At 58.0% G+C, this 24,607-nt stretch carries 24 protein-coding genes and 1 other RNA gene; 17 read left to right on the top strand and 8 right to left on the bottom strand.

Features of this window, described 5'->3' with window-relative positions:
* Window positions 1–6 precede the first annotated feature (6 nt).
* The 3 genes from ACQ4OB_RS01690 to ACQ4OB_RS01680 all read right to left on the bottom strand — a co-directional run bounded on the left by ACQ4OB_RS01690 (window position 7) and on the right by ACQ4OB_RS01680 (window position 4,181).
* Window positions 7–894 carry a nitrilase family protein gene (locus ACQ4OB_RS01690; protein ID WP_076029827.1) on the bottom strand — a complete coding sequence of 296 codons (888 nt, stop codon included), beginning with the start codon at window positions 892–894 and terminating at the stop codon, window positions 7–9.
* Window positions 895–1,122: 228 nt separating this feature from the next.
* Window positions 1,123–3,060, bottom strand: a complete 1,938-nt coding sequence (locus tag ACQ4OB_RS01685) for a flavin monoamine oxidase family protein (protein WP_430955004.1) — start codon at window positions 3,058–3,060, stop codon at window positions 1,123–1,125.
* 224 nt (window positions 3,061–3,284) lie between these two features.
* Complete coding sequence (locus ACQ4OB_RS01680; RefSeq protein ID WP_173860460.1) at window positions 3,285–4,181, bottom strand: GlxA family transcriptional regulator; 897 nt, start codon at window positions 4,179–4,181, stop codon at window positions 3,285–3,287.
* A 244-nt stretch (window positions 4,182–4,425) separates the two neighbouring features.
* On the opposite strand from ACQ4OB_RS01680, the gene ACQ4OB_RS01675 reads away from it, so the two are divergent.
* Window positions 4,426–5,562 carry an acyl-CoA dehydrogenase family protein gene (locus tag ACQ4OB_RS01675; protein WP_074880118.1) on the top strand — a complete coding sequence of 379 codons (1,137 nt, stop codon included), beginning with the start codon at window positions 4,426–4,428 and terminating at the stop codon, window positions 5,560–5,562.
* Between the two features lie 122 nt (window positions 5,563–5,684).
* Here ACQ4OB_RS01675 and ACQ4OB_RS01670 read toward each other — a convergent pair whose 3' ends face one another.
* Window positions 5,685–6,725 carry an NADP(H)-dependent aldo-keto reductase gene (locus ACQ4OB_RS01670; RefSeq protein ID WP_074880116.1) on the bottom strand — a complete coding sequence of 347 codons (1,041 nt, stop codon included), beginning with the start codon at window positions 6,723–6,725 and terminating at the stop codon, window positions 5,685–5,687.
* 245 nt (window positions 6,726–6,970) lie between these two features.
* Between ACQ4OB_RS01670 and rplM the strand changes: the two genes are divergently transcribed.
* The 7 genes from rplM to ACQ4OB_RS01635 all read left to right on the top strand — a co-directional run bounded on the left by rplM (window position 6,971) and on the right by ACQ4OB_RS01635 (window position 11,857).
* On the top strand, window positions 6,971–7,399 hold the full coding sequence (gene rplM, locus ACQ4OB_RS01665) for a 50S ribosomal protein L13 (protein WP_007905295.1): 429 nt from the start codon (window positions 6,971–6,973) through the stop codon (window positions 7,397–7,399).
* Window positions 7,400–7,413: 14 nt separating this feature from the next.
* Entirely contained in the window at window positions 7,414–7,806 is a 393-nt protein-coding gene (rpsI, locus tag ACQ4OB_RS01660) for a 30S ribosomal protein S9 (protein ID WP_003216038.1), read from the top strand.
* Window positions 7,807–8,074: 268 nt separating this feature from the next.
* The gene (gene petA / locus ACQ4OB_RS01655) at window positions 8,075–8,668 is read left to right on the top strand and encodes a ubiquinol-cytochrome c reductase iron-sulfur subunit (RefSeq protein ID WP_074880113.1); all 594 of its coding nucleotides are present in this window, start codon (window positions 8,075–8,077) and stop codon (window positions 8,666–8,668) included.
* Window positions 8,668–9,879: a cytochrome b gene (locus ACQ4OB_RS01650; protein ID WP_074880111.1), complete on the top strand. Its 1,212-nt coding sequence runs from the start codon at window positions 8,668–8,670 to the stop codon at window positions 9,877–9,879. The genes petA and ACQ4OB_RS01650 overlap by 1 nt, the downstream gene beginning before the upstream one ends.
* Window positions 9,879–10,661, top strand: coding sequence for a cytochrome c1 (locus tag ACQ4OB_RS01645; protein WP_074880110.1), 783 nt, complete (start codon window positions 9,879–9,881; stop codon window positions 10,659–10,661). The genes ACQ4OB_RS01650 and ACQ4OB_RS01645 overlap by 1 nt, the downstream gene beginning before the upstream one ends.
* Before the next feature lie 148 nt (window positions 10,662–10,809).
* Window positions 10,810–11,427 carry a glutathione S-transferase N-terminal domain-containing protein gene (locus ACQ4OB_RS01640; protein WP_008155978.1) on the top strand — a complete coding sequence of 206 codons (618 nt, stop codon included), beginning with the start codon at window positions 10,810–10,812 and terminating at the stop codon, window positions 11,425–11,427.
* A 16-nt stretch (window positions 11,428–11,443) separates the two neighbouring features.
* Window positions 11,444–11,857, top strand: a complete 414-nt coding sequence (locus ACQ4OB_RS01635) for a ClpXP protease specificity-enhancing factor (RefSeq protein ID WP_074880107.1) — start codon at window positions 11,444–11,446, stop codon at window positions 11,855–11,857.
* A 100-nt stretch (window positions 11,858–11,957) separates the two neighbouring features.
* On the opposite strand, the gene ACQ4OB_RS01630 is transcribed toward ACQ4OB_RS01635, so the two are convergent.
* From ACQ4OB_RS01630 to ACQ4OB_RS01615, 4 genes are all read right to left on the bottom strand, one after another.
* Window positions 11,958–12,536 carry a BON domain-containing protein gene (locus tag ACQ4OB_RS01630; RefSeq protein WP_074880104.1) on the bottom strand — a complete coding sequence of 193 codons (579 nt, stop codon included), beginning with the start codon at window positions 12,534–12,536 and terminating at the stop codon, window positions 11,958–11,960.
* Entirely contained in the window at window positions 12,533–13,126 is a 594-nt protein-coding gene (locus tag ACQ4OB_RS01625; RefSeq protein WP_007943727.1) for a phosphoheptose isomerase, read from the bottom strand. The genes ACQ4OB_RS01630 and ACQ4OB_RS01625 overlap by 4 nt, the downstream gene beginning before the upstream one ends.
* 104 nt (window positions 13,127–13,230) lie before the next feature.
* Window positions 13,231–13,593: a YraN family protein gene (locus tag ACQ4OB_RS01620; RefSeq protein ID WP_074880102.1), complete on the bottom strand. Its 363-nt coding sequence runs from the start codon at window positions 13,591–13,593 to the stop codon at window positions 13,231–13,233.
* Window positions 13,593–15,404, bottom strand: coding sequence for a penicillin-binding protein activator (locus ACQ4OB_RS01615; RefSeq protein ID WP_074880099.1), 1,812 nt, complete (start codon window positions 15,402–15,404; stop codon window positions 13,593–13,595). Before ACQ4OB_RS01615 ends, ACQ4OB_RS01620 begins: the two co-directional genes overlap by 1 nt.
* A gap of 176 nt (window positions 15,405–15,580) precedes the next feature.
* On the opposite strand from ACQ4OB_RS01615, the gene rsmI reads away from it, so the two are divergent.
* The 9 genes from rsmI (at window position 15,581) to mraY (ending at window position 24,605) form a co-directional block, all read left to right on the top strand.
* The gene (gene rsmI / locus ACQ4OB_RS01610) at window positions 15,581–16,486 is read left to right on the top strand and encodes a 16S rRNA (cytidine(1402)-2'-O)-methyltransferase (RefSeq protein ID WP_162493963.1); all 906 of its coding nucleotides are present in this window, start codon (window positions 15,581–15,583) and stop codon (window positions 16,484–16,486) included.
* 75 nt (window positions 16,487–16,561) lie between these two features.
* Window positions 16,562–16,916: RNase P RNA component class A (gene rnpB, locus ACQ4OB_RS01605), an RNA gene on the top strand.
* Between the two features lie 355 nt (window positions 16,917–17,271).
* Window positions 17,272–17,727 (top strand): division/cell wall cluster transcriptional repressor MraZ, encoded by a 456-nt coding sequence (gene mraZ, locus ACQ4OB_RS01600; protein WP_008147486.1) that lies wholly within the window; start codon window positions 17,272–17,274, stop codon window positions 17,725–17,727.
* On the top strand, window positions 17,724–18,671 hold the full coding sequence (rsmH, locus tag ACQ4OB_RS01595) for a 16S rRNA (cytosine(1402)-N(4))-methyltransferase RsmH (RefSeq protein WP_074880092.1): 948 nt from the start codon (window positions 17,724–17,726) through the stop codon (window positions 18,669–18,671). Before mraZ ends, rsmH begins: the two co-directional genes overlap by 4 nt.
* The gene (ftsL, locus tag ACQ4OB_RS01590; protein ID WP_033053422.1) at window positions 18,668–18,961 is read left to right on the top strand and encodes a cell division protein FtsL; all 294 of its coding nucleotides are present in this window, start codon (window positions 18,668–18,670) and stop codon (window positions 18,959–18,961) included. Before rsmH ends, ftsL begins: the two co-directional genes overlap by 4 nt.
* Window positions 18,961–20,700 carry a peptidoglycan D,D-transpeptidase FtsI family protein gene (locus ACQ4OB_RS01585; protein WP_173860459.1) on the top strand — a complete coding sequence of 580 codons (1,740 nt, stop codon included), beginning with the start codon at window positions 18,961–18,963 and terminating at the stop codon, window positions 20,698–20,700. The genes ftsL and ACQ4OB_RS01585 overlap by 1 nt, the downstream gene beginning before the upstream one ends.
* Complete coding sequence (locus tag ACQ4OB_RS01580) at window positions 20,700–22,163, top strand: UDP-N-acetylmuramoyl-L-alanyl-D-glutamate--2,6-diaminopimelate ligase (RefSeq protein WP_430955003.1); 1,464 nt, start codon at window positions 20,700–20,702, stop codon at window positions 22,161–22,163. Before ACQ4OB_RS01585 ends, ACQ4OB_RS01580 begins: the two co-directional genes overlap by 1 nt.
* Window positions 22,156–23,523, top strand: a complete 1,368-nt coding sequence (locus ACQ4OB_RS01575; protein ID WP_430955002.1) for a UDP-N-acetylmuramoyl-tripeptide--D-alanyl-D-alanine ligase — start codon at window positions 22,156–22,158, stop codon at window positions 23,521–23,523. Before ACQ4OB_RS01580 ends, ACQ4OB_RS01575 begins: the two co-directional genes overlap by 8 nt.
* Window positions 23,523–24,605: a phospho-N-acetylmuramoyl-pentapeptide-transferase gene (mraY, locus tag ACQ4OB_RS01570; RefSeq protein ID WP_008147501.1), complete on the top strand. Its 1,083-nt coding sequence runs from the start codon at window positions 23,523–23,525 to the stop codon at window positions 24,603–24,605. The genes ACQ4OB_RS01575 and mraY overlap by 1 nt, the downstream gene beginning before the upstream one ends.
* Window positions 24,606–24,607: the final 2 nt, after the last annotated feature.

Here is a 24,607-nt window from a genome sequence, read left to right as displayed (position 1 = left end):
CCCTTGTCAGCGCGGCAGGCAAGGGTGCTGGGTGTAACCGAGCATCTGATCGTAGAGATCGGCGCGACGATCGCGATGCAGATCGTTCAAATTGTTCCAGATGGGCGCGCTTCGGGAGCTGGTCAGGTCGATATCGGCAAACAGGATTTGTTCCTGGTCCGCTGACGCCACGGCGCCAATCGGCCAGCCATTCGTACCGGCAATCAGTGAGCAGCCCAGATAACGGGCTCCTCGTTCTTCGCCGATCCGGCTGGCGGCGGCGATAAACACATTGTTGACGTGTGCGGCGGTCATGGTCAGGTACGACGCCATGCACTTGCCGGCCTCGTCGAACAGCGGTGGCGGTGTCCATACCCAGTTGTTCAGGCTGCAAATGATGTCCGCGCCTTGCTGAGTCAGGATTCGCGGCACTTCCGGGAACCAGATATCCCAGCAGATCAACAGGCCGATACGACCAATAGGCGTATCAAACACCGGAAAGCCCAGGTCGCCTGGCGTGAACCACAGCTTCTCCAGATTCCACAAATGGGCTTTGCGATACTTGCCGATAAAACCGTCAGGCCCGACCAGAACGCCGGTGTTGAACAGCCGCATGCCGTCACGCTCAGGTAATCCGGCGACCAGGTAGACTTTGTGGTTGCGGGCGAAGTCCATCCAGATTTTCACACTCGGTCCGTCGGGAATGGCCTCCGAATGGTCGAACGCGTCCTGCCGGTTGCTGAAGAAATAACCTGTGCTGGAAAGCTCGGGCAGCACGATGAGATTGGCACCGCCATTTACCGCCTCCAGTGCCAGTTCCAGACCATGACGCAAATTACCTGCACGTTTTTCCATGCCGACTTGTGGGTCGAATTGCACAACTGCTACACGAACAGGACTTGTTGGCTCGCTCATTCGGGATGACCTCTTTTTATTGTTATTCACGCTGTTTAATTGCGTGTTTATTAAGAGTTGAAATGGCGTTTTTGCGTAAGTCAGCGGCTTCCGTTTGAGCTGTAGTCCGTGTCCGAAGATCGCGCAGGGCAGAGCGCCCGGGTTTCCCTGCCGGGGCGCAAGATGGCGTAATAGAGCGGTTTTACGCAGGCAGAACCAACGCGCAGGCGCATTGGTTCGGGCAAGGTCTCAGGTGCGGATGCGGTATTGCGGGTAGTCGCTCATGCAGAATCCGCCATTGAACACCGCTGCGGTTTTATTGCAGATATGAATCACCGCATCCACGGCGCCGCGAAAACAGGGCTCTGTCCAGCCGGCATCGACCGAAAACGATTCTCCGCAAAAATACAGGCCGGACAGATGTGAGAAATCCCGGTTGTACTTCATCAGGCTCACTGCGTCGTAATAAGTGCCGGGCCTGTATAGCTTGGCGCAGCCCAAGGCGTTTCTGTCCGTCATCCAGCGTTGGACCAACGCTTGTTCAGTTTGAATATAGGGAGAAATCCTCTCCTGGATATTGGCGCAATTCATCAATATCCGGTCGAGTTCCTCTACGCACTTCGCCACCAGTTCCTGGTCGTTGAACAACGCCAGTTTGGTGGCGTCATCCTCCCATGTGTAACTTAATAATATGCAGTCGTATGGATAATTCTCGTTGTAGCGATAGCTGTAAACGTCATGAATGAAACTGTCGGTCACAATGGCTTGGGGGATTCTGGTGTTACTCGAAAGGAATGACTTACTTAACGGCGCATACACTTTGCAGCTGGTTTCCCAGTGCGCTGTTTTGTAAGCGTTGATCATTGCGAACGGCAACATGTGCTGATTGAAGTTTTCGAGCCGGACACCCGTTTCGATCAGCCATGAAGGCAGGGTCATGATGACCGCGTCAAAATCATTGAACAGTTCCTGCGATTGACAGGGCTGGCTGAATTTCCACGTGTAGTAGACGCGTATTTTTTGATCGTCCAGTTTCTTCAGTTTGTTGACGGAAGAATCGGTGAAAAAACCGTCGCCCCTTTCAAGGCAATGTTCGTAGAACGACTTGTGCGCGCTGTCGGTGTTCATGAACAGCAAGCATTCGTCCAGCGCCGCAAGACCGATGTAGCGCGGACTGTCGAAAGGCAGGCCCTTCGCGTCGAGAACAGCATCGCTGTGCAAGTAAGGCGCGGGAAGCGGTTCGCCGCACGAATCGACCCGGCCGTGAACGAGTTGCAGGCGGGTGCTGAATCCGAAAATGGCGGTGCGCAGCGGGTAGAGCGCGCACACGTCATAAAAAGCGCCCCAACTACCGTCGCCGATGCCTATCGAATAGAACAGGGTTGATTCGTGCAAGGTCATTCCGACTCCGCCAAAATCCCCAGGTTTGTCTTTATCCCAGGTGTCCAGCACCGGCATACAGACCAGCTCGCGAAACGAAACACGCTCGTATCTTTCGACGATTGCCGCCCAGACAGCTTCCCATTCCGGCGTGGCGTAGATCGGCGCAACCTGGCGAGTCATCCTGGCGGCAAAGGTTTTCCACTTGGCATAAACCGTTTGCAGCGCCTCGTCGGGTGGAGGGGTCAAGCCGTCTTTGTTCGTCCAGATCAACATGTGCGGATCCGCACGACCACCTAGGCTGCCTTCCTGTAGATAGATGCCTGTCGAACTCACCCACTGGCTTCCCGGGTTGGGGAAATCCGATAGCGCCAGGTCAAATGCCTTGGCGTAATAAGCCATCAGCGATCGACCCTCTTTAGGTGGTTCGTTTTCCCTATTGAAGAATGGCAAGCGCATGGCGCCCATCTCGAAAGGAGTGTGACTTTCTTTTATTGAATGGCGGCCATGGACGGTCAGGTGTCTGCCGCCGATGCGTGTCGATTGTTCTATCAGTGTCACGTCGGTAAAACCGCAACGGTAAAGTTCCCGGGCGGCAGTCAGTCCGGTAACACCTGCGCCGATGATGCATATTTTATGCGTTGGATTGGTTGCCTTTGCGACGCCATGTTCCTGTTCGATTAACGCCCGGTAGTCAAAGCACAAGTCCGGTGGATTGGGGAATCGACCTGCCCAGTTCTTTTTAGTCTGGAGATTGTCGGTGTTGTCGTTACATGAAAGAGGTTGGGGAGTGATGTCCGTAGTCATTATTGATCTTCCCTGAAGTGCGGTTCAGTTGGCGGGAAGAATATATTGGCGATTCGAGAAAGCAGCTCGCAAGAGTACAAAGGACTTGTCCGGTGCTCTGCATTCCGTTTTTCATGTAAGGGAAATAATCACTTTATCGTTATCTTTAAACACAGTTGGTACAGGCAGTTTAATTCGCAAGCAGGCGCCGCTTGGCAATTACGTGGCGGCGCCTGTATCAACCGTTAGGCTGCTTGTTGAAACTGCTGCCGATACTGGTTCGGCGAGAGCTCGGTGTGCTGGCGGAACAGGCGCGCAAAGAAACTTGCATCGTCATAGCCGACTTCATAGCTGATGGTCTTGATGCTCTTGCGGCTGCCGGACAGCAGGCCCTTGGCGGTTTCGATGCGCAGTCGTTGCAGGTAATGCAACGGCTTGTCGCCGGTGGCGGTCTGGAAGCGCCGCATGAAATTGCGGATGCTCATGCCGTGTTCGCGAGCCACGTCTTCGAAGCGGAATTTGTCGGCGAAGTGTTCTTCGAGCCAGTGCTGGATCTGCAGGATGATCACATCCTGGTGCAGCTTCTGACCGCCGAAACCGATTCGTCCCGGCGAGTAGCTGCGCTGCACTTCATAAAGAATGTCCCGCGCCACGGCCTGGGAGACGTTGGCGCCGCAGAAGCGTTCGATCAGGTAGATGTAAAGGTCGCAGGCCGAAGTGGTGCCGCCCGCGCAATACAGGTTGTCGGCGTCGGTCAGGTGCTTGTCCTGATTGAGCTGAACCCGTGGGAAGCGTTCGGCAAACGCATTGAAGAAGCGCCAGTAAGTGGTCGCCTCCTTGCCGTCGAGCAGTCCTGCCTCGGCCAGCCAGAACACCCCGGTGGCTTCGCCGCACAGCACTGCGCCGCGAGCATGTTGCTGACGCAGCCAGGGTAGGACTTGTGGATAACGTTGGCAAAGCGTGTCGAAATCGTCCCAGAAGGCTGGAAGGACAATGATGTCGGCGTTTTCCAGGCCGCCATCCACCGGCATGATCACGTCACTGAAGCTGTTCACCGGTTTGCCGTCGGGGCTGACCAGGCGGGTTTCGAATGCCGGAGTCAGGCCTTGGCCCAGTTGTTTGCCGTAACGCAGGCTGGCCAGGTGGAAAAAATCCTTGGCTTGCATGAGGGTGGAAGCGAAAACCCGGTCGATAGCCAGGATGCTGACGCGCCGCAAGGGCGTGGAGACTTGGTTAGACATAATTCAACTTTATTCTTATAGGGGAAAGTGGTCACCAGACGGCTGGATCGTCTTATTTTTTGTCGCATGTGTCCAGTGTCCTGTGCCGGAGGCGAGGCATAGTCTTTGAGGATCAATTCCGGCTAACAATAACGACAGGTGCCGCATGATCCCCAGAACCTTGTTCAGTTCCGAGCACGAACTTTTTCGCGACAGCGTACGAACGTTCCTCGAAAAAGAGGCCGTGCCGCTCCATGGGCAATGGGAAAAACAAGGCTTTATCGACCGCAAACTCTGGAACAAGGCAGGGGAGGCGGGGATGCTCTGTTCGCATCTGCCGGAAGAATACGGTGGCCTGGGTGCTGACTTTCTCTATAGCGCGGTGGTGATCGAAGAGATCGGTCGTCTCGGCCTGACAGGTATCGGTTTTTCCCTGCATTCGGACATCGTCGCGCCTTACATCCTGCATTACGGCAGTGAAGCGCTGAAACACAAATACCTGCCGAAACTGGTGTCTGGCGAAATGGTCACGGCGATTGCCATGACCGAGCCGGGTGCCGGTTCCGACCTGCAAGGGGTGAAAACCACCGCGGTGCTTGATGGCGACGAGTATGTGATCAACGGTTCGAAGACCTTCATCACCAACGGGTTTCTCGCTGACCTGGTGATTGTCGTGGCCAAGACCGATCCGAAAGCTGGTGCAAAAGGCACCAGCCTGTTTCTGGTGGAGGCCAACACCCCGGGCTTCGCCAAGGGCAAACGCCTGGAAAAAGTCGGCATGAAGGCCCAGGACACTTCGGAACTGTTCTTCCAGGATGTTCGGGTGCCCAAGGAAAACCTGTTGGGGCAGGCCGGGATGGGCTTCGCGTACCTGATGCAGGAATTGCCTCAAGAGCGTCTTACCGTGGCCATCGGCGGGCTTGCTTCGGCTGAAGCTGCGTTGCAATGGACGCTGGATTACACCCGCGAGCGCAAGGCATTCGGCAAGGCAATCGCCGACTTCCAGAACACCCGCTTCAAACTGGCGGAAATGGCGACCGAGATTCAGATCGGTCGGGTCTTCGTCGATCGCTGTCTGGAGTTGCACTTGCAAGGCAAGCTCGACGTGCCGACCGCGGCGATGGCCAAATACTGGGGCACAGACCTGCAATGCAAGGTGCTCGACGAGTGCGTGCAGTTGCATGGCGGTTACGGTTTCATGTGGGAATACCCGATCGCCCGGGCGTGGGCGGATGCGCGGGTACAGCGGATTTATGCGGGGACCAACGAGATCATGAAGGAGATTATTGCGCGGTCGCTTTGATTTGCAGCGACTGTCAGGCCGCTATCGCGAGCAGGCTCGCTCCCACACTAGACCGAGTTCTCTTAGAGATACGCGATCGAGTGTGGGCGCGGGCTTGCTCGCGAAGGCTTTTTAGTTATCGATCAAGGAGCCGGGTTCGGGTGATCCTTGTGAATCGCCTCAATCCCCTCCAGCACTTCATCGGAAAGTTTCAGATCGAAGCTGGCAAGGTTGCTTTCAAGCTGCTCCATAGTGGTCGCGCCAATGATGTTGCTGGTCACAAAGGGTTGCTGCGTGACAAACGCCAACGCCATTTGCGCCGGGTCCAGGCCATGTTCACGCGCCAGTGCCACATAACGACTGCACGCGGCTTCCGACTGCGGGTTGAAATAGCGGCTGAAGCGGCTGTAGAGGCTCAGGCGACCTTTCGGCGGACGCGCGCCCCCTTCGTACTTGCCCGACAGGAAACCGAACGCCAGCGGCGAATAGGCGAGTAGGCCGCACTGTTCGCGGATAGCGATTTCCGCCAGGCCGACTTCGAAGCTGCGGTTGAGCAGATTGTACGGGTTCTGGATCGACACGGCGCGCGGCCAGCCACGGGCTTCGGCCAGGGCGAGGAAGCGCATGGTGCCCCATGGCGTTTCATTGGACAGGCCGATGTGGCGGATCTTGCCGGCCTTGACCTGTTCGTCCAGCGCTTCGAGGGTGTCCTCCAGCGGCGTGAGGTTGGCTTCGGTCTGGTGTTTGTAGCCGAGTTGGCCGAAGAAATTGGTGCTGCGTTCCGGCCAATGCAGCTGGTAGAGGTCGATGTAGTCGGTCTGCAAGCGCTTGAGGCTGGCGTCCACGGCTTCGGTGATGTGCTGGCGGTTGTGTCGCAGGTTTTTGTCGCGGATGTAGTCGATGGTGTTGCCGGGGCCGGCGATCTTGCTGGCCAGGATCCAGTCGGCGCGATCACCACGGCTTTTGAAGTAATTGCCGATGTAGCGCTCGGTGGTGGCGTAGGTTTCGGCCTTGGGCGGCACCGGGTACATCTCGGCAGTATCGATGAAATTGATCCCGGCACTCTTGGCCCGTTCAATCTGGGCGAAGGCTTCAGTCTCGCTGTTTTGCTCGCCCCAGGTCATGGTGCCGAGGCAGATTGCACTCACGTTCAGATTGGTTCGGCCTAGCTGGCGATAGTCCATCGGGTGCTCCTTGGGCAAAACAATCATAAAAGCAGGTTGAATTATTTTTCGCAATCTGCATAATTGCGCACCTCTTTCTGCAGTGGAAGTGATGCGCCGCCGCCGAAGAATCTTGCCGTTGAACGGACGCGCCGACCCGAGCCCCCGAAAGCGTCTGTATCCGGCTGCCTTTGACTTGTCAAAGTACGCACTATTCAGTAAGATCCGCCGTCTAATTTACAGGGCGGCCCCTGAGGCTATAAAGAATGAAAACTTTTACTGCTAAACCGGAAACAGTACAGCGCGACTGGTTTGTCGTCGACGCTGCAGGTCAGACCCTGGGTCGTCTGGCCACCGAAATCGCGAGCCGTCTGCGTGGCAAGCATAAAGCTGAGTACACTCCTCACGTTGACACCGGCGATTACATCGTCGTTATCAATGCCGAGCAGATTCGTGTAACCGGTGCTAAAACCACCGACAAAATCTACTACTCCCACTCCGGTTTCCCGGGCGGCATCAAGTCGATCAACTTCGAGAAGCTGATCGCTAAAGCCCCTGAGCGCGTGATCGAGACCGCGGTCAAAGGCATGCTGCCTAAGAACCCGCTGGGTCGCGACATGTATCGTAAGCTGAAAGTCTATGCGGGCGCTGTACACCCTCATACTGCTCAGCAGCCCCAAGAACTGAAGTTTTAACGGAATAGTTCATTATGTCGGCGACTCAAAATTACGGCACTGGCCGTCGCAAGACCGCAACCGCACGCGTTTTCCTGCGTCCGGGTACTGGTAACATCTCCATCAACAACCGCACCCTGGAGAATTTCTTCGGCCGCGAAACTGCCCGCATGGTAGTTCGTCAGCCGCTGGAACTGACTGAGACTGTCGAGAAATTCGACATCTACGTCACCGTGATCGGTGGTGGTGTAAGTGGTCAAGCTGGCGCAATCCGCCACGGTATCACTCGCGCACTGATGCAGTACGACGAAACCCTGCGTGGCGCTCTGCGCAAAGCTGGCTTCGTTACTCGCGATGCACGTGAAGTTGAACGTAAGAAAGTTGGTCTGCGTAAAGCGCGTAAGCGTCCGCAGTACTCGAAGCGTTAATTCGCTTTTACGTTCAAAAAAGAACGCCCAGTTTCCTTGCGAAGCTGGGCGTTTTTTTATGGGCGCGATTTATCAAAGAATTGCTCTGTGACAACTTGCCACAGCCGTAGAAGCCCTATACTGCAAGGCTTGGCAGTTAAGCCCCTTGGTAATTACCTTGTCAGAATTGGGGCTTTTCATTACCATTCGGCAAAATTTTTATAAGTTCAGATTTTTACTTAGTAGACGCCTGATTTAACAGGCCACAAAGCTGATGGGAGAGGACTGAATGAGCAATGACGGCGTGAATGCAGGCCGGCGTCGCTTCTTGGTAGCAGCCACATCCGTGGTGGGTGCTGCAGGAGCGGTGGGGGCTGCGGTCCCGTTCGTGGGGTCATGGTTTCCCAGTGCCAAGGCGAAAGCCGCAGGTGCACCGGTGAGGGTGAATGTCAGCAAGATCGAGCCAGGCCAGCAGATGATTGCTGAGTGGCGTGGTCAGCCGGTGTTCATTGTCCGCCGTACCGAGGAAATCCTGGGGAATCTGAAAAAGATCGAGGGCCAGCTGTCTGACCCGACCTCCAAGAACTCGACACAACCGACCTATGTCGACCCGGAAACGCGTTCGATCAAGCCAGAGGTTCTGCTGCTGATCGGTATCTGCACGCACCTGGGTTGCTCGCCGACCTTCCGTCCAGAAGTGGCACCTGCGGATCTGGGCAAGGATTGGGTAGGTGGTTATTTCTGCCCTTGCCACGGTTCCCACTACGATCTGGCTGGCCGCGTCTACAAGTCGCAACCTGCGCCTTTGAACCTGCCAGTTCCCCCGCATTCCTATGAGACCGATGACATCATTGTCGTTGGCGTCGATACGGAGAAAGCGTGATGAGCAAGTTCATGGATTGGGTTGATGCGCGCTTTCCCGCGACCAAAATGTGGGAAGACCATCTCAGCAAGTACTACGCCCCGAAGAACTTCAACTTCTTCTATTTCTTTGGTTCCCTCGCACTGCTCGTTCTGGTTAACCAGATCGTTACCGGTGTCTGGCTGACCATGAGCTACACCCCGTCGGCGGAAGAAGCGTTTGCTTCCGTCGAATACATCATGCGCGACGTCGAGCACGGCTCGATCCTGCGCATGCTGCACGCAGTCGGCGCTTCGATGTTCTTCATCGTCGTTTACCTGCATATGTTCCGTGGCCTGCTTTACGGTTCGTACCAGAAGCCGCGTGAGCTGGTATGGGTGTTCGGCATGCTGATCTACCTGGCGTTGATGGCTGAGGCCTTCATGGGTTATCTGCTGCCGTGGGGCCAGATGTCCTACTGGGGTGCCCAGGTGATCATCTCGCTGTTCGGTGCGATCCCGGTCATCGGTGACGACCTGACCCAGTGGATCCGTGGTGACTACCTGATTTCCGGTATTACCCTGAACCGCTTCTTCGCCCTGCACGTTGTTGCCTTGCCGATCGTGATCCTCGGTCTGGTGGTGCTGCACGTTCTGGCGCTGCACGAAGTCGGTTCGAACAACCCGGACGGCGTGGACATCAAGAAATTCAAAGACGAAAACGGCGTACCGCTGGATGGCATTGCCTTCCACCCGTACTACACCGTGAAAGATATCGTCGGCGTGGTGGTGTTCCTGTTCATCTTCTGCTCGATCGTGTTCTTCTTCCCTGAAATGGGCGGCTACTTCCTCGAGAAGCCGAACTTTGAAGTGGCGAACGCCTTCAAGACTCCTGAGCACATCGCTCCGGTCTGGTACTTCACACCGTTCTACGCGATTCTGCGGGCGGTTCCGGACAAGCTCCTGGGCGTTATCGCCATGGGCGCGGCCATCGCTGTGCTATTCGTCCTGCCATGGCTCGATCGCAGTCCGGTCAAGTCGATGCGCTACAAAGGCTGGCTGAGCAAGATCTGGCTCTGGGTGTTCTGCATTTCGTTCGTGATCCTGGGCGTGTTGGGTGTTCTGGCTCCAACGCCAGGCCGTACGTTGCTGTCGCAGGTATGTACCTTCCTGTACTTCGCCTACTTCATTCTGATGCCGTTCTACACCAGGCTCGAGAAGACCAAACCGGTTCCGGAAAGGGTGACTGGCTGATGAAAAAGCTATTTGCTGTACTGATTCTTGCGGCGATGCCTGTACTGTCTTTCGCATCGACATCGAGTGGCCCGGAGCTGGAAAAGGTCGATATCGACGTTTCCGACAAGGCTGCCATGCAGGACGGCGCACGTACGTTCGCCAACTATTGCATGGGCTGTCACAGCGCCAAGTTCCAGCGCTACGAGCGTGTTGCCGATGACTTGGGCATTCCGCATGACCTGATGCTCTCGAAGCTGGTGTTCACCGGCGCCAAGATTGGCGACCACATGAGCATCGGCATGCAGCCGGCTGACGCCAAGACCTGGTTCGGTGCGGCACCGCCCGACCTGACCCTGGTCGCCCGCGTTCGTGGCACTGACTGGCTCTACGGTTACCTGAAATCTTTCTACGAAGACCCATCGCGTCCTTGGGGCGTGAACAACAAGGTATTCCCGAACGTCGGGATGCCTAACGTTCTGGTCGGCCTGCAGGGTCGCCAGGTGGTAGGCTGCAAGCAAGTTCAAGTCGTCGAAGACGGCAAGAAGCAATACGATCCGCTGACTGGCACGGCTTTGACTCATGAAGCTTGCGACCAACTGACCGTATTGCCGAAAACCGGCACGCTGAACGAAGAGCAGTTCGACGAGAAGGTCAAGAATCTGGTGACCTTCCTGGCCTACTCGGCCAACCCGGTGAAGCTGCAGCATCAGCGCATCGGTACCTATGTGTTGCTGTACCTGGCGTTCTTCTTCGTATTCGCATACTTGCTCAAGCGTGAATACTGGAAAGACGTCCATTGATATTGCTGTAAAATTGCTGTCAATCGCGCGCGCCCAGGGGCGTCTCTTAAGGTGTAACGAGCCTGGTGGTCCAGGCGTTACGGGAGGCGCCCTCTGGGCGCGCGCGTTTTTCCGTTTCCGATAATTTCAACAAGCGAGGAGGACCGCCATGGGCGTGACCAATCGGTTGGCCTGTTACTCCGACCCCGCCGACCACTATTCCCACCGAGTGCGTATCGTACTTGCAGAGAAGGGTGTCAGCGCCGAGATCATTTACGTGGAAGCTGGTCGCCAGCCGCCTAAACTGATTGAAGTGAACCCTTACGGCAGCTTGCCCACCCTGGTCGATCGTGACCTGGCGTTGTGGGAGTCGACCGTGGTGATGGAATATCTGGATGAGCGTTACCCGCACCCGCCTTTATTGCCGGTTTATCCCGTGGCGCGTGCCAACAGCCGTCTGCTGATTCATCGTATTCAGCGTGACTGGTGTGGTCTGGTGGATCTGATCCTGGATTCCCGATCCAAGGAAGCAGCCCGTGTCGTTGCTCGTAAAGAGTTGCGCGAAAGCCTGACTGGCGTGTCGCCGCTGTTCGCCGACAAGCCGTTTTTCCTCAGTGAGGAACAAAGCCTGGTGGATTGCTGCCTATTGCCAATACTCTGGCGATTGCCGATTCTGGGTATTGAACTGCCGCGGCCTGCCAAGCCGCTGCTTGATTATATGGAGCGCTCGTTTGCGCGTGAGGCTTTCCAGGCGAGTCTGTCTGGTGTCGAACGCGATATGCGCTAAGGCTTAAGGAGCCGCTATGAACTCCAGTCGACCTTATCTGGTCCGCGCGCTCTACGAGTGGATTGTGGACAACGATTGCACCCCGCACATGCTGGTCAACTCCGAGTATCCGTCGGTGCAGGTGCCTCAAGGTTTTGCCAGTGACGGACAGATTGTCCTGAACGTATCACCGGCAGCCGTGCGTCATTTGCACATGGACAACGAAGCGGTCAGCTTCGAAGGGCGTTTCGGTGGCGTGCCACACACCCTGTACGTGCCCATCGCATCGATCCTGGGCATTTACGCTCGGGAGAACGGTCAAGGCATGGTGTTCGATCTGGAATCGCCTATGGAAGACGACGAAGAGATCGAGCCGGATGACGATATTCCGCCACCCGACAGTGAGCCACCGCGTCCCAGCGGTCGACCCAGTTTGAAAGTGGTGAAGTAATAAAAAAGGCGATCCGAAAGGATCGCCTTTTTTATTACGTGTAGGAGCACGGCTTGCCGGCGATGGCGATCCTGAGATCGTCATCGTCGGCAGGGTTGGTTCAGTCGATGTATTCGAACAGCTTCACGATTTTCTGCACGCCGGAAACGCCCTGTACCAAATTGGTGGCTTGGGCCGCTTCCTGTTTGGTCAACAGACCCAGCAGGTAGACGATGCCGTTCTCGGTGACAACCTTGATGCGCGAGCCCGGAATGTTCGGATCGGTAAGCATCTGGGTCTTGATCTTGGAGGTCAGCCAGGTGTCGTTCTGACGAGCCAGGAAGCCGGAAGGTGGCAGGACTTGCAGTTCGTTGTGGACTGTCTTCACGCGCTGAACAGCCGCAGCGGCCTGTTCAGCCTTGGCCTTGAGGTCGGCACGCGGGGTTTGTCCGGCAAGCAGCACGACGCCATTGAAGCTGGTGACGACGATGTGCGAGTCGTTATCCAGGGCGGGATCGGCCTTGGCAATGTTCACGCCGACCTTGGTGTCGATCAGAGAGTCGTCGATCTTGCTGCCGAAGGTGCGCGTGCCGCGGTCATCTTCAATCGGTGCTTCGCGGCTGGCTTTAACCACCGAGGTGCAGCCGCTGATGCCGAGGCACAGGGTCAAGGCCAGAAGGCCTAGGCGATTAGGGGTCATTCTTCACTCCCGAACAATTGGCTGTCGATCAAATCGCAAAGGCAATGGATCGCCAGCAGGTGGACTTCCTGAATACGTGCGGTGACGTTGGCCGGTACGCGAATCTCGACGTCCTCGGGCAATAGCAGCGACGCCATGCCGCCGCCATCACGACCGGTCAATGCTACGACAACCATTTCGCGATCATGTGCGGCCTGGATCGCTTGAATAATGTTTGCCGAGTTGCCGCTGGTGGAAATCGCCAGCAATACATCTCCCGGCTGGCCGAGGGCGCGGATCTGTTTGGAGAAGATTTCGTTGTAGCTGTAGTCGTTGGCGATCGAGGTAATCGTCGAGCTGTCGGTGGTCAGCGCAATCGCTGGCAAGCTCGGGCGCTCGCGCTCGAAGCGGTTGAGCAGCTCGGACGAAAAGTGCTGGGCATCCCCGGCAGAGCCGCCGTTGCCGCAGGACAGCATTTTGCCTTCGTTGAGCAGGGCGTTGACCATCACCTGGCTGGCTTGCTCGATGTGCGGTGCAAGTACGTCCATCGCCATTTGCTTGGTATCGATACTGGCCTGAAAAAGCTGGCGAATTCGGGATTGCATGTCCATCTGTGTGACCTTAATTAGCGCGGCTACTCGGCACATGAATGTGCAGCCCGCAAAGCAAAGAGCAAAAGTGTTGGGTGAAAGTGTCCGGTTCGGGGCGCGCGCGATCAGCTGTCGAAGGCATTCTGCAACCAGTTCAACTGATCGAGGTTGCTGTCGATGGCAACCACGTCGAAACGGCAAGGGGAATTGGCCCAACGCGACTCGCGCTGAAGAAAGTGCTGCGCGGCAATTATCAGTTTCTGCCGTTTGCGCTCATCGATGCTGCCGAGCGCGCCACCCCATTGAGTGTTTTTTCTGTAGCGGACTTCAACGAATACTACTGTATCGCCATCAAGCATGACCAGATCAAGCTCGCCGCGTTTGCACAACCAGTTCTGCGCCAACAGGCGCAGACCTTGTTGTTGAAGATGCTCGAGCGCATGGCGCTCGCCATCTTTACCGCTTTGCTGGCGTGATCTGTCGGGCATCAGCGCGGAGTATCCGGGAGGCGTTGAACCTGACCGCTGACAAACTGTGCCCACGGCAACTGGCGCACGACTCGCTGGTTCTGAGTCATGCCCAGGCTGCCCGACTGACCTTCGATGCGGCTGTCCGGCAGAGCCTTGAGTTGGCCCAGGCGTGGTGCCAGGCTGTAAGCATCGACACCCATCGCGTACAGGCGGCCCAGGCTGCCAGCAGCTTGTGGCCATTGAGCGGTGACCTGTTTGCGCAGCGGATCGTTGGTTTCCAGCAACCATGGGGTTTCGCAGAAGCGAATGCCGTTCATGTCGTTGTACTGGTTCACATCGCCGCTGGCGCTGAACACGTGGGAGGTGGCATAGACCGGCACGTCGCCGGCGTACTGGAAGTTCAGGGTCGGCTTGATCTGCTGGGCCTGCTGAGGTGTTGCAGCGAGGAAGATGAACTCGATGTCCTGGCGACGCGAAGGTTGGGCGGCTATCTGCCCGCCAACGGTGCTTTGCAGGCTCTTGGCACGACCTTCGCTCTGACGCAGCTGGAACATGTCGGCAATCTGCTGGGCCAGTTGAACCGGTTGATCGACACGTTCGGTTGCGACGATGCTGCCACCGTTAGCCTGCCAATCCTGGCTGAATGCTCTCAAGACGCGATCGCCCCATTCGCCTTTCGGCACCATGATGGCTGCGCGATGCAGGCCATCGGCGCGAGCACGGCGGGACACTTCGCGGGCTTCGTCTTCTGCCGCAAGACCAAACTGGAACAGTTGGGCCGGACCTTGTGCGCCTTCGCTGTAATTCAGCGCCAGGGTGGTGATCGGCAGTTGCGGGCGAGCGCTGAGCTGTTTGACCAGCGGTTTCTCCAGCGGGCCGATGACCAGTTGCACGCCGTCGGCCTGGGCCTTGCGATAGAACTCATCGAGGGATGTCAGACGCGTGCTGTCATAGAACTCGATGGCTGGCGGCTTCTGCCCGGCTTGTTGGGCCTGGTAGTGAGCAGCCATGAAACCTTCGCGCAGTGCCCTGCCGACCGAGGCCAGCGGGCCATCTTGTGGCAGCAGCAGGGCGATTTTGCTCAGGGGCTGGCTGGCCAGTTCCTTGAGCTTGGTCAGTGGCAGCGGCAATTGAATGGCGGCGGGGTGCTTTGGATTCTGGGCGCGCCAGTTGTCGATCGCGGCTTGCTGTTGTTCCAGGGTGCCGGCAGTTTTCACCGCCTGCGCCAGGCCCATCCAGCCGCCGAGGTCGTCGGTGGCGCTCGGCTGCAATTGATCGGTCGGCAGCGAGGCGATCAATGTCCAGATCGCTTCGTGGTTTTTGCTGGCGGCTTCACCTTCAAGCATTGGCGCGATGAAGATGCGCTCCCGTGCGGCGGCCAGTGTCTGGCCATCGGCTTCAAGGGCGCGGGCATGGACGGTACCGGTGCGAACCTGTTGCTCGACCGGCAGTTCGCTCAGGCGTTGCAGGCTCGGATGACTCAAGGCTGTCAGCGCCGCTTTGGGCTGATTGCGAACCATGGCCAGTTCAGCCGCCAGGGTACTGGCGAAAACCTGTGGGCCAGGCTTGAGTGTTTCGACGGGGACTTGTTGCAGGATTTGCGCGGACTGGCCGGCATTCCCCTGGCGATAGGCCAGGTCTGCCGCGCTCAGGCGCAACAGGGAGGCTTTTTCCGGGTCTTTGCTTTCAGCGGCCTGTGCGAGCAGTTGCTCGATACTGGCATCCGGGGTCCGTGGAAGTTCGCCAAGGCTGGAGGAGGGCGAGCTGGCGCAAGCCGCCAGCAAGGCAGCAAGGCAGAGGGCAGTGAACAGCCGCAGGCAAGCGATCATGTAGTGTTCCTGATACTCGATCAAATTAGCGTGGAATTGTACCCAAGCACTGGCCGGGGCGCGATGTTACTGGTGTGAATCGATCAATTTAGCTCGTGCAAATGTTGCGGCACTGCACAAAAGGCTGCAAAACCGAGGGTTGCTTGCGCGTATCGCGAGCGTCGCGACGCGCTACAATGGCGGCTTTTACCGATAATGAGGTGTGCGCTTTGACTGCTCCAGGTGCTTTGAATTCCGCTGCTGGCTCGCTTTATGTGGTGGCGACGCCCATCGGCAACCTGGACGACATCAGTGCGCGTGCGCTGAAAATCCTGCGCGACGTCGCCCTGATCGCCGCCGAAGATACCCGTCACTCCCAGCGATTGATGCAGCATTTCGGCATTCCTACACCGCTGGCGGCCTGCCATGAACACAATGAGCGGGATGAAGGTAGCCGCTTTATCACTCGTTTGCTTGCCGGCGACGATGTGGCGCTGATTTCAGATGCTGGCACGCCGTTGATTTCCGATCCGGGTTATCACCTGGTGCGTCAGGCTCGTGCTGCGGGTATCAATGTGGTGCCGGTTCCGGGCGCCTGTGCGTTGATCGCGGCGTTGTCGGCGGCGGGTTTGCCGTCGGACCGTTTCATTTTCGAAGGCTTTCTGCCGGCCAAGGCTGTCGGTCGGCGCGCCCGTCTTGAGTTGGTAAAGGAAGAGCCGCGCACGCTGATTTTTTATGAAGCCCCGCACCGGATCCTTGAGTGCCTTCAAGACATGGAGTTGGTGTTTGGTGGCGAACGTCCGGCGTTGCTGGCGCGTGAGCTGACCAAGACGTTCGAAACCCTTAAAGGTTTGCCACTGGCTGAGTTGCGCGAGTTCGTCGAATCAGACAGCAATCAGCAGCGTGGTGAATGCGTGGTGCTGGTGGCGGGTTGGTCTGCCCCCGAGACCGAGGATGCCGTCAGCAGTGAAGCCATGCGCATTCTGAATCTGTTGCTTGAAGAAATGCCGCTCAAGCGAGCCGCAGCGTTGGCGGCGCAAATTACCGGCGAGCGCAAGAATGTGCTCTATCAGGTCGCGCTGGATAAACAGAAGGGCGAATAGAAACCGACGTGCAGGCGCAGTCCAAGGCGTTTAGCGCTTGTCCTTCGGCCGCTCTGCCGTTAATCTTCGCCGCGGAGAGTCGATCGGACAGTCGCTGCCCTCTATGAAAATTAGGGGGGGGAGGAAAGTCCGGGCTCCATAGGGCGAAGTGCCAGGTAATGCCTGGGAGGCGTGAGCCTACGGAAAGTGCCACAGAAAATAACCGCCTAAGCGCTTCGGCGCCGGTAAGGGTGAAAAGGTGCGGTAAGAGCGCACCGCACGACTGGCAACAGTTCGTGGCTTAGGTAAACCCCACTTGGAGCAAGACCAAATAGGGTCCCAAGGCGTGGCCCGCGCTGGGACCGGGTAGGTTGCTAAAGATGTCCAGTGATGGCCATCGTAGACGAATGACTGTTCAAGACAGAACCCGGCTTACAGATCGACTCTCCACCTTTTTCCTCTCCCTGCTTTAATCATTGAGCAGGGCGCCTGTAGTAGCTTTTTCCCTCCTTACAGAATCAACAGCAGAAGCACTTTCCTAATACCGAAAAAATCTTACTCTTAACAAACTACTTTAACTTTCGAACGCAGCTTTCAGTGCTGATTCAAGTTATTGAGCAAGATGATGCGCCAAATTCTCGCTACCCCTCCTTTTACGCTCCTAAATCTCAGTTCTGTAAGGGTTTTCCTTTAATCCGCGCCTTGACGGTGCGGTGGCCGCATTCCTATAGTGTGCGCAAGTGGCGGAAAGTGGCATGAAGTGGGTTTTTTGAGCTCAAAACGCTAATATTTGGAGAAACGCTGACGTGTTTCGCGGAGCTAACGCTATCAGTCTCGATGCAAAGGGCCGTCTCGCTATGCCGAGCCGGTACCGTGACGAGCTCGTTTCGCGTAGTTCCGGTCAGTTAATCGTCACAATTGATGCCGTTGATCCGTGTTTGTGTGTTTACCCCCTCGATGAGTGGGAAATTATTGAAACCAAACTGCGCGCACTGCCTTCGCTTCGCGAAGAGAACCGCCGCCTGCAACGTTTACTGATTGGTAATGCCGTCGACCTCGAGCTCGATGGCAGTGGTCGTTTTCTGGTTCCGCCGCGTCTTCGTGAATATGCCAAGTTGGATAAGCGCGCGATGTTGGTAGGCCAACTGAACAAGTTCCAATTGTGGGACGAGGATGCCTGGGATGCGGTTTCTGCCGCTGACCTGGCTGCCATTCAACAACCGGGCGCCATGCCTGATGAACTGCGTGATTTGATCCTGTGACTATTGATAGCGGCTTTAACCACATCACCGTACTGCTCGACGAAGCCGTGGAGGCTCTCGCCGTACGTCCTGATGGCTGCTATCTGGACGGTACGTTCGGGCGCGGCGGACACAGCCGGTTGATCCTCAGTCAGCTCGGCCCCGAGGGTCGGGTACTCGGGTTCGACAAGGATCCTCAAGCGATTGCCACCGGGCAAACGCTAGCGGCCGAAGACGGCCGCTTTGTCGTTGTGCAGCGCAGCTTTGCCGAGCTCGGTTCGGAAGTCGCCGAACGTGGTCTGGCCGGCAAGGTCAGCGGCGTTTTGCTCGACCTCGGCGTGTCCTCGCCGCAGCTCGATGACCCTGAACGCGGCTTCAGTTTCCTCAACGATGGCCCGCTGGACATGCGCATGGATCCGTCCCGCGGGATCAGCGCTGCCGAATTCGTCAACACCGCCCCGGTGGAAGAAATCGCCCGTGTATTCAAGCAATACGGCGAAGAGCGTTTTTCCGGCCGCATGGCCCGTGCCGTGGCCGAGCGTCGCGACATCAAGCCGTTCGAGCGCACTGCCGATCTGGCTGAAGTCCTGAAAGTCGCCAACCCTGCATGGGAAAAGGGCAAGAACCCGGCGACCCGTGCGTTCCAGGGCTTGCGTATTCACGTCAACAACGAACTGGGTGATCTGGAAGCCGGCCTCGAAGCCGCACTGGAATGCCTGGAAGTCGGTGGCCGCCTGGTGGTCATCAGCTTCCACTCGCTGGAAGACCGCATCGTCAAGCTGTTCATGCGCAAACTGGTGAAAGGCGAAGCCGACAACCTGCCGCGTAATCTGCCGGTCCGTCACGTCGCCTTCGAACCAATAATCAAAATCCATGGCAAAGCGCAGTCCGCCTCCGAGGCCGAACTCAAAGCCAACCCACGTTCCCGTAGCGCCGTCATGCGCGTCGCGGAGAAGCTGCGGTGAGCAAGCTTTTCGCCAAGCCACTTCCCGGCGGAAGCTTTTTCATGTTTCTGCTGTTTATTGGCGTGCTCGTGTCGGCCATCGGCGTTTCCTATAGCGCCCACTGGAACCGTCAACTGTTGAACTCCCTGTACAACGAGTTGAGCGTGCGCGACAAGGCGCAAGCGGAGTGGGGCCGTTTGATTCTCGAACAGAGCACCTGGACCGCCCACAGCCGTATCGAAGTCCTGGCGACCGAGCAACTGAAGATGCGCATTCCTGGCGCCGCTGAAGTGCAGATGGTGGCGCCATGATGAAACTCGAGGGCGCTCTCTTTCCATGGCGGTTCCGCCTGGTACTGGGTTTGCTCGGCGTCATGGTCGCGGCGATTGCCTGGCGCATTATCGATCTGCAGGTGGTCGACCGTGCCTTTCTTAAAGGTCAGGGCGATGCGCGCAGCGTTCGTCATATTCCGATTCCGGCTCACCGTGGTCTGATCACCGACCGTAACGGCGAGCCTTTGGCCGTGAGTACCCCGGTCACCACCCTTTGGGCCAATGCCAAGGAAATGCAAACGGCCAAAGAGAAGTGGCCTGCACTGGCGGCTGCCTTGGGGCAGGACCCGAAAGCCCTGGCCGAACGTCTCGAAGCCCAGGCCAACAAAGAATTCATTTACCTGGTGCGCGGGCTGACCCCCGAGCAAGGCCAGTCCGTGCTCGATCTGAAAGTGCCGGGCGTTTATGGCATCGAAGAATTCCGCCGTTTCTACCCGGCCGGTGAAGTCACTGCCCATATGGTCGGTTTTACCGACATCGATGACCACGGTCGTGAAGGCGTCGAGCTGGCCTACGACGAATGGCTGGCCGGGGTTCCAGGCAAACGGCAGGTGATCAAGGATCGGCGTGGCCGACTTATCAAGGATGTTCAGGTCACCAAAAACGCCAAGGCCGGAAAGCCCTTGGCGTTGTCCATTGACCTGCGTCTGCAATACCTGGCCAACCGTGAGCTGCGTAATGCAATCATCGAGAACGGCGCCAAGGCCGGCAGTCTGGTGATCATGGACGTGAAGAGCGGCGAGATCCTCGCCATGGTCAACCAGCCGACCTACAACCCGAACAACCGTCGCAACCTGCAACCGGCGATGATGCGTAACCGCGCGATGATCGACGTGTTCGAACCGGGTTCGACCATGAAAGCGATCTCCATGAGCGCCGCGATTGAAACCGGGCGCTGGAAGCCGACCGATACCGTCGAGGTTTATCCGGGCACCTTGCAGATTGGTAAATACACCATCAAGGACGTCTCCAAATCCGAAGGCCCGGTGCTCGACCTCACCGGCATCATGATCAACTCCAGTAACGTCGGCATGAGTAAAGTCGCGTTCGATATCGGCGGCGAAACGATTTTCCGCCTGGCGCAAAAAGTCGGCCTCGGCCAGGACACCGGCCTCGGCTTCCCGGGCGAGCGCGTCGGCAACCTGCCGAACTACCGCGAATGGCGCAAGGCTGAAACCGCCACGCTGTCGTACGGCTACGGTATCTCCGTGACCGCGATCCAGTTGGTCCACGCTTTCTCGGCCCTGGCCAACAACGGTCGCCTCGCGCCGCTGACCCTGATCAAAACCGACAAGGCACCGCAAACCACACAGGTATTGCCGGAAGCTGTCGCGAAGACCATGCAAACCATGCTGCAACAAGTGATCGAAGCCCCGCGCGGTGTATTCCGTGCGCAAGTGCCGGCGTATCACGTGGGCGGCAAGTCGGGTACCGCGCGCAAGACGTCGGTCGGCACCAAAGGCTACGCCGAGAATTCCTACCGCTCGCTGTTCGCCGGCTTCGGCCCGATGAGTGATCCGCGCTATGCCATCGTGGTGGTGATCGATGAACCGTCCAAGGCCGGTTACTTCGGTGGTCTGGTATCGGCCCCGGTGTTCAGCAAAGTGATGTCCGGGACCTTGCGCCTGATGAACATCACCCCGGACAACCTGACACCTACTCAACAAGCGAACGCAGCACCGGTCGTTCCGCTGAAAGCCAATGGAGGGCGAGGCTGATGTCTCTGAGCTTGAACAAGATTTTCGCCCACGCCGGCCGCGATCTGTTGATCCGCGAACTGACCCTGGACAGCCGCAACGTGCGGGCAGGCGATCTGTTTCTCGCCGTCCCTGGCGGCAAGTTCGACGGACGCGCGCACATTGCCGACGCCCTGCAACGCGGCGCTGCCGCTGTGGCGTATGAAGTCGAAGGCGCGACCGTATTGCCGATTACCGATGTCCCGCTGATTCCGGTCAAAGGCCTGGCGGCGCAGCTGTCGGACATTGCCGGGCGTTTTTACGGTGACCCTAGTCGTCACCTGAACCTGATCGGCGTGACCGGCACCAACGGCAAAACCAGCGTGACGCAGTTGGTTGCACAAGCCCTGGATTTGCTCGGCCAGCACTGCGGCATCGTCGGCACGTTGGGTACCGGTTTTTACGGCGCGCTCGAAAGCGGCTTGCACACCACGCCGAACCCGATCGCCGTGCAGGCAACCCTCGCCGACCTGAAAAAGGCCGGTGCCAAAGCCGTCGCCATGGAAGTTTCTTCCCACGGTCTGGATCAGGGGCGCGTGACCGCACTGGCCTTCGATGTGGCGGTGATGACCAACCTGTCCCGCGATCACCTGGATTACCACGGCACCATGCAAGCCTACGGCGAAGCCAAGGCCAAGTTGTTTGCCTGGAATGATTTGAAGTGCCGGGTGGTCAACCTCGACGACGATTTCGGCCGCCGACTGGCCGCTGATGATGGTGAGTCGCGCTTGATCACCTACAGCCTGGAAGACTCCAGGGCCTACCTTTATTGCCGTGAAGCGCAGTTCGATGACGAGGGCGTGCGCGCCACGCTGGTCACGCCGCAGGGTGAGCATCATCTGCGCAGCACCTTGCTCGGTCGCTTCAACCTGAGCAACGTGCTGGCCGCGGTCGGCGCCTTGCTGGGTCTTGACTACGCGCTAGACGAAATTCTCAAGGTCCTGCCAAAACTCGAAGGCCCGGCCGGACGCATGCAGCGCCTCGGCGGCGGTACTCAGCCGCTGGTGGTGGTCGATTACGCTCATACACCGGATGCGCTGGAAAAAGTCTTGATGGCCCTGCGTCCTCACGCCAAAGGTCGTTTGCTGTGCCTGTTCGGTTGCGGTGGTGATCGCGATCGCGGCAAGCGTCCGCTGATGGCTGAAGTGGTCGAGCGTCTGGCTGACGGCGTGCTGGTGACCGATGACAACCCGCGCACTGAAGACCCGGCAGTGATCTTCGACGACATCCGCGCCGGTTTTACCGCTGTGGATAAAGTCACCTTCGTCGCAGGCCGTGGCCAGGCGATTGCCCAATTGATCGCCAACGCTTCGGCGGATGACGTGATTGTCCTGGCCGGTAAAGGTCACGAGGACTATCAGGAAATCAACGGCCAGCGTCATGCTTTCTCCGATCTGATCGAGGCCGGTCACGCCTTGACCGCATGGGAGGTGGCCCATGCTTAAAGCCTTGAAACTGAGCGAACTGACCGGCGCGCTGAATGCCCGCCTGGTTTCTGCCGATGCCAGCTTCGACGGCGTCAGCATCGATAGCCGCGCGATCAAGCCAGGCCAACTCTTTATTGCCCTGGCCGGCCCGCGTTTCGATGGTCATGACTATCTCAATGACGTCGCCGCAAAAGGCGCCGTGGCGGCGTTGGTCGAGCGTGAAGTCGCCGACAGCGCACTGCCGCAGTTGCTGGTCAAAGATACGCGTCAGGCGCTGGGGCAACTCGGTGCATTGAACCGTTCGGCTTACACCCATCCTGTCGCGGCCATCACCGGTTCCAGCGGCAAGACCACGGTCAAGGAAATGCTTGCCAGCATCCTGCGCACGCGCGGTCCGGTGTTGGCGACCCGTGGCAACCTGAACAATGACCTCGGCGTACCGCTGACCCTGCTCGAACTTGCACCGGAACATACCGCTGCGGTGATTGAGCTGGGTGCTTCGCGTCTCGGCGAAATCGCCTACACCGTCGGCATGACCAAGCCGCACGTGGCCGTGCTCAACAACGCTGGGACCGCCCACGTCGGCGAGTTCGGCGGGCCGGAAAAAATCGTTGAAGCCAAGGGCGAGATTATTGAAGGGCTGGATGCCGATGGCGTCGCCGTTCTCAATCTTGACGACAAGGCGTTCGACATCTGGAAGACCCGCGCTGCCGGTCGCAAAGTGCTGACCTTCGCCCTGAGCAATGTCAGTGCCGATTTCTACGCCAGCGATCTGGACCGCGACGCTCGCGGTTGCCCGGCTTTCAACCTGCACAGCCCTGAAGGTATTGAGCGCGTTCAACTGAACCTGCTCGGCACCCATAACGTCGCCAATGCCATGGCCGCCGCCGCCGCCGCCCATGCACTGGGCGTGTCGCTGTTCGGCATCGCCACCGGTCTGGGCGCGGTGCAACCGGTCAAGGGCCGCACCGTCGCGCAACTGGCCAGCAATGGCATGCGCGTAATTGATGACACGTATAACGCGAACCCCACCTCCATGTGCGCCGCCGTTGATATACTCGCCGGCTTTTCCGGCCGCACCGTTCTGGTGCTCGGGGATATCGGCGAGTTGGGCGATTGGGCGGAGCAGGGGCACCGCGATGTGGGCGAGTACGCCCGCGGCAAGGTTTCCGCGCTTTACGCCGTCGGGCCGATGATGGCTCACGCCGTGAACGCTTTCGGTCCGCAGGCCTTTCACTTCAGCACGCAGGCTGAACTGATCGAGTCCCTGGGCGCCGAGCAAGACACAAACACCACCATTTTGATCAAGGGCTCGCGCAGCGCCGCGATGGAAAACATCGTCGCCGCTTTGTGCGGGACCAGCCTGGAGAAACATTAATGCTGCTGCTGCTAGCGGAGTATCTGCAACAGTTCTACAAAGGCTTCGCGGTCTTTCAGTACCTGACCCTGCGCGGGATTCTCGGTGTGCTGACCGCGTTGGTTTTGTCGCTGTGCTACGGCCCGTGGATGATCCGCACGTTACAGAATCGTCAGATCGGTCAATCCGTTCGCAACGACGGTCCGCAATCGCACCTGTCCAAGTCCGGCACCCCGACCATGGGCGGCGCGCTGATCCTGTCGTCCATCGGTGTCAGCACTTTGCTGTGGGCTGACCTGAGCAACCGTTACGTGTGGACCGTGCTGCTGGTGACTTTGCTGTTCGGCGCGATCGGCTGGGTCGACGATTACCGCAAAGTGATCGAGAAGAACTCCCGTGGCCTTCCGAGCCGCTGGAAGTATTTCTGGCAGTCCGTGTTCGGCCTGGGCGCGGCGATCTTCCTTTATATGACCGCAGCGACACCGGTAGAAACCACCCTGATCCTGCCGATGCTCAAGGACCACAGCATTCCGCTGGGCATAGGTTTCATTGTCCTGACTTACTTCGTGATCGTTGGCTCGAGCAACGCGGTCAACCTGACCGACGGCCTCGACGGTCTGGCGATCATGCCCACCGTAATGGTCGGCGGCGGGTTGGGGATCTTCTGCTACCTGTCGGGTAACGTGAAATTCGCTGAATACCTGTTGATCCCGTATGTACCGGGCGCAGGCGAGCTGATTGTGTTCTGCGGCGCCTTGATCGGCGCGGGCCTCGGGTTTCTCTGGTTCAACACATATCCGGCTCAGGTGTTCATGGGCGACGTCGGCGCACTGGCGCTGGGCGCGGCACTGGGCACTATTGCGGTGATCGTCCGCCAGGAAATCGTTCTGTTCATCATGGGCGGCGTGTTCGTGATGGAGACCCTGTCCGTCGTCATCCAGGTTGCCTCCTTCAAGTTGACCGGTCGCCGTGTGTTTCGCATGGCACCGATTCACCACCACTTTGAACTCAAGGGCTGGCCCGAGCCGCGTGTGATCGTCCGTTTCTGGATCATCACCGTGATTCTCGTACTGGTTGGCCTTGCCACCCTGAAGCTGAGGTAGAA

The sequence above is a fragment of the Pseudomonas sp. ES4 genome, from assembly GCF_050586665.1.
GTDB lineage: Bacteria > Pseudomonadota > Gammaproteobacteria > Pseudomonadales > Pseudomonadaceae > Aquipseudomonas > Aquipseudomonas frederiksbergensis.
This window is presented reverse-complemented; position numbering and strand designations above follow the sequence as displayed.

What these genes read in the sequence shown, in the direction of transcription:
- ACQ4OB_RS01640 (WP_008155978.1), top strand. Translation starts at nt 10,810, where the DNA reads ATGGGCGTGACCAATCGGTTGGCCTGTTACTCCGACCCCGCCGACCAC.
- mraY (WP_008147501.1), top strand. Translation starts at nt 23,523, where the DNA reads ATGCTGCTGCTGCTAGCGGAGTATCTGCAACAGTTCTACAAAGGCTTC.
- ACQ4OB_RS01690 (WP_076029827.1), bottom strand. Translation starts at nt 894, where the DNA reads ATGAGCGAGCCAACAAGTCCTGTTCGTGTAGCAGTTGTGCAATTCGAC.
- ACQ4OB_RS01630 (WP_074880104.1), bottom strand. Translation starts at nt 12,536, where the DNA reads ATGACCCCTAATCGCCTAGGCCTTCTGGCCTTGACCCTGTGCCTCGGC.
- ACQ4OB_RS01675 (WP_074880118.1), top strand. Translation starts at nt 4,426, where the DNA reads ATGATCCCCAGAACCTTGTTCAGTTCCGAGCACGAACTTTTTCGCGAC.
- ACQ4OB_RS01650 (WP_074880111.1), top strand. Translation starts at nt 8,668, where the DNA reads ATGAGCAAGTTCATGGATTGGGTTGATGCGCGCTTTCCCGCGACCAAA.
- ACQ4OB_RS01615 (WP_074880099.1), bottom strand. Translation starts at nt 15,404, where the DNA reads ATGATCGCTTGCCTGCGGCTGTTCACTGCCCTCTGCCTTGCTGCCTTG.
- ACQ4OB_RS01620 (WP_074880102.1), bottom strand. Translation starts at nt 13,593, where the DNA reads ATGCCCGACAGATCACGCCAGCAAAGCGGTAAAGATGGCGAGCGCCAT.
- ACQ4OB_RS01670 (WP_074880116.1), bottom strand. Translation starts at nt 6,725, where the DNA reads ATGGACTATCGCCAGCTAGGCCGAACCAATCTGAACGTGAGTGCAATC.
- ACQ4OB_RS01585 (WP_173860459.1), top strand. Translation starts at nt 18,961, where the DNA reads ATGAAACTCGAGGGCGCTCTCTTTCCATGGCGGTTCCGCCTGGTACTG.
- ACQ4OB_RS01580 (WP_430955003.1), top strand. Translation starts at nt 20,700, where the DNA reads ATGTCTCTGAGCTTGAACAAGATTTTCGCCCACGCCGGCCGCGATCTG.
- ACQ4OB_RS01625 (WP_007943727.1), bottom strand. Translation starts at nt 13,126, where the DNA reads ATGGACATGCAATCCCGAATTCGCCAGCTTTTTCAGGCCAGTATCGAT.
- rplM (WP_007905295.1), top strand. Translation starts at nt 6,971, where the DNA reads ATGAAAACTTTTACTGCTAAACCGGAAACAGTACAGCGCGACTGGTTT.
- ACQ4OB_RS01685 (WP_430955004.1), bottom strand. Translation starts at nt 3,060, where the DNA reads ATGACTACGGACATCACTCCCCAACCTCTTTCATGTAACGACAACACC.
- ACQ4OB_RS01645 (WP_074880110.1), top strand. Translation starts at nt 9,879, where the DNA reads ATGAAAAAGCTATTTGCTGTACTGATTCTTGCGGCGATGCCTGTACTG.
- ACQ4OB_RS01635 (WP_074880107.1), top strand. Translation starts at nt 11,444, where the DNA reads ATGAACTCCAGTCGACCTTATCTGGTCCGCGCGCTCTACGAGTGGATT.
- ACQ4OB_RS01575 (WP_430955002.1), top strand. Translation starts at nt 22,156, where the DNA reads ATGCTTAAAGCCTTGAAACTGAGCGAACTGACCGGCGCGCTGAATGCC.
- rpsI (WP_003216038.1), top strand. Translation starts at nt 7,414, where the DNA reads ATGTCGGCGACTCAAAATTACGGCACTGGCCGTCGCAAGACCGCAACC.
- rsmI (WP_162493963.1), top strand. Translation starts at nt 15,581, where the DNA reads ATGGCGGCTTTTACCGATAATGAGGTGTGCGCTTTGACTGCTCCAGGT.
- petA (WP_074880113.1), top strand. Translation starts at nt 8,075, where the DNA reads ATGAGCAATGACGGCGTGAATGCAGGCCGGCGTCGCTTCTTGGTAGCA.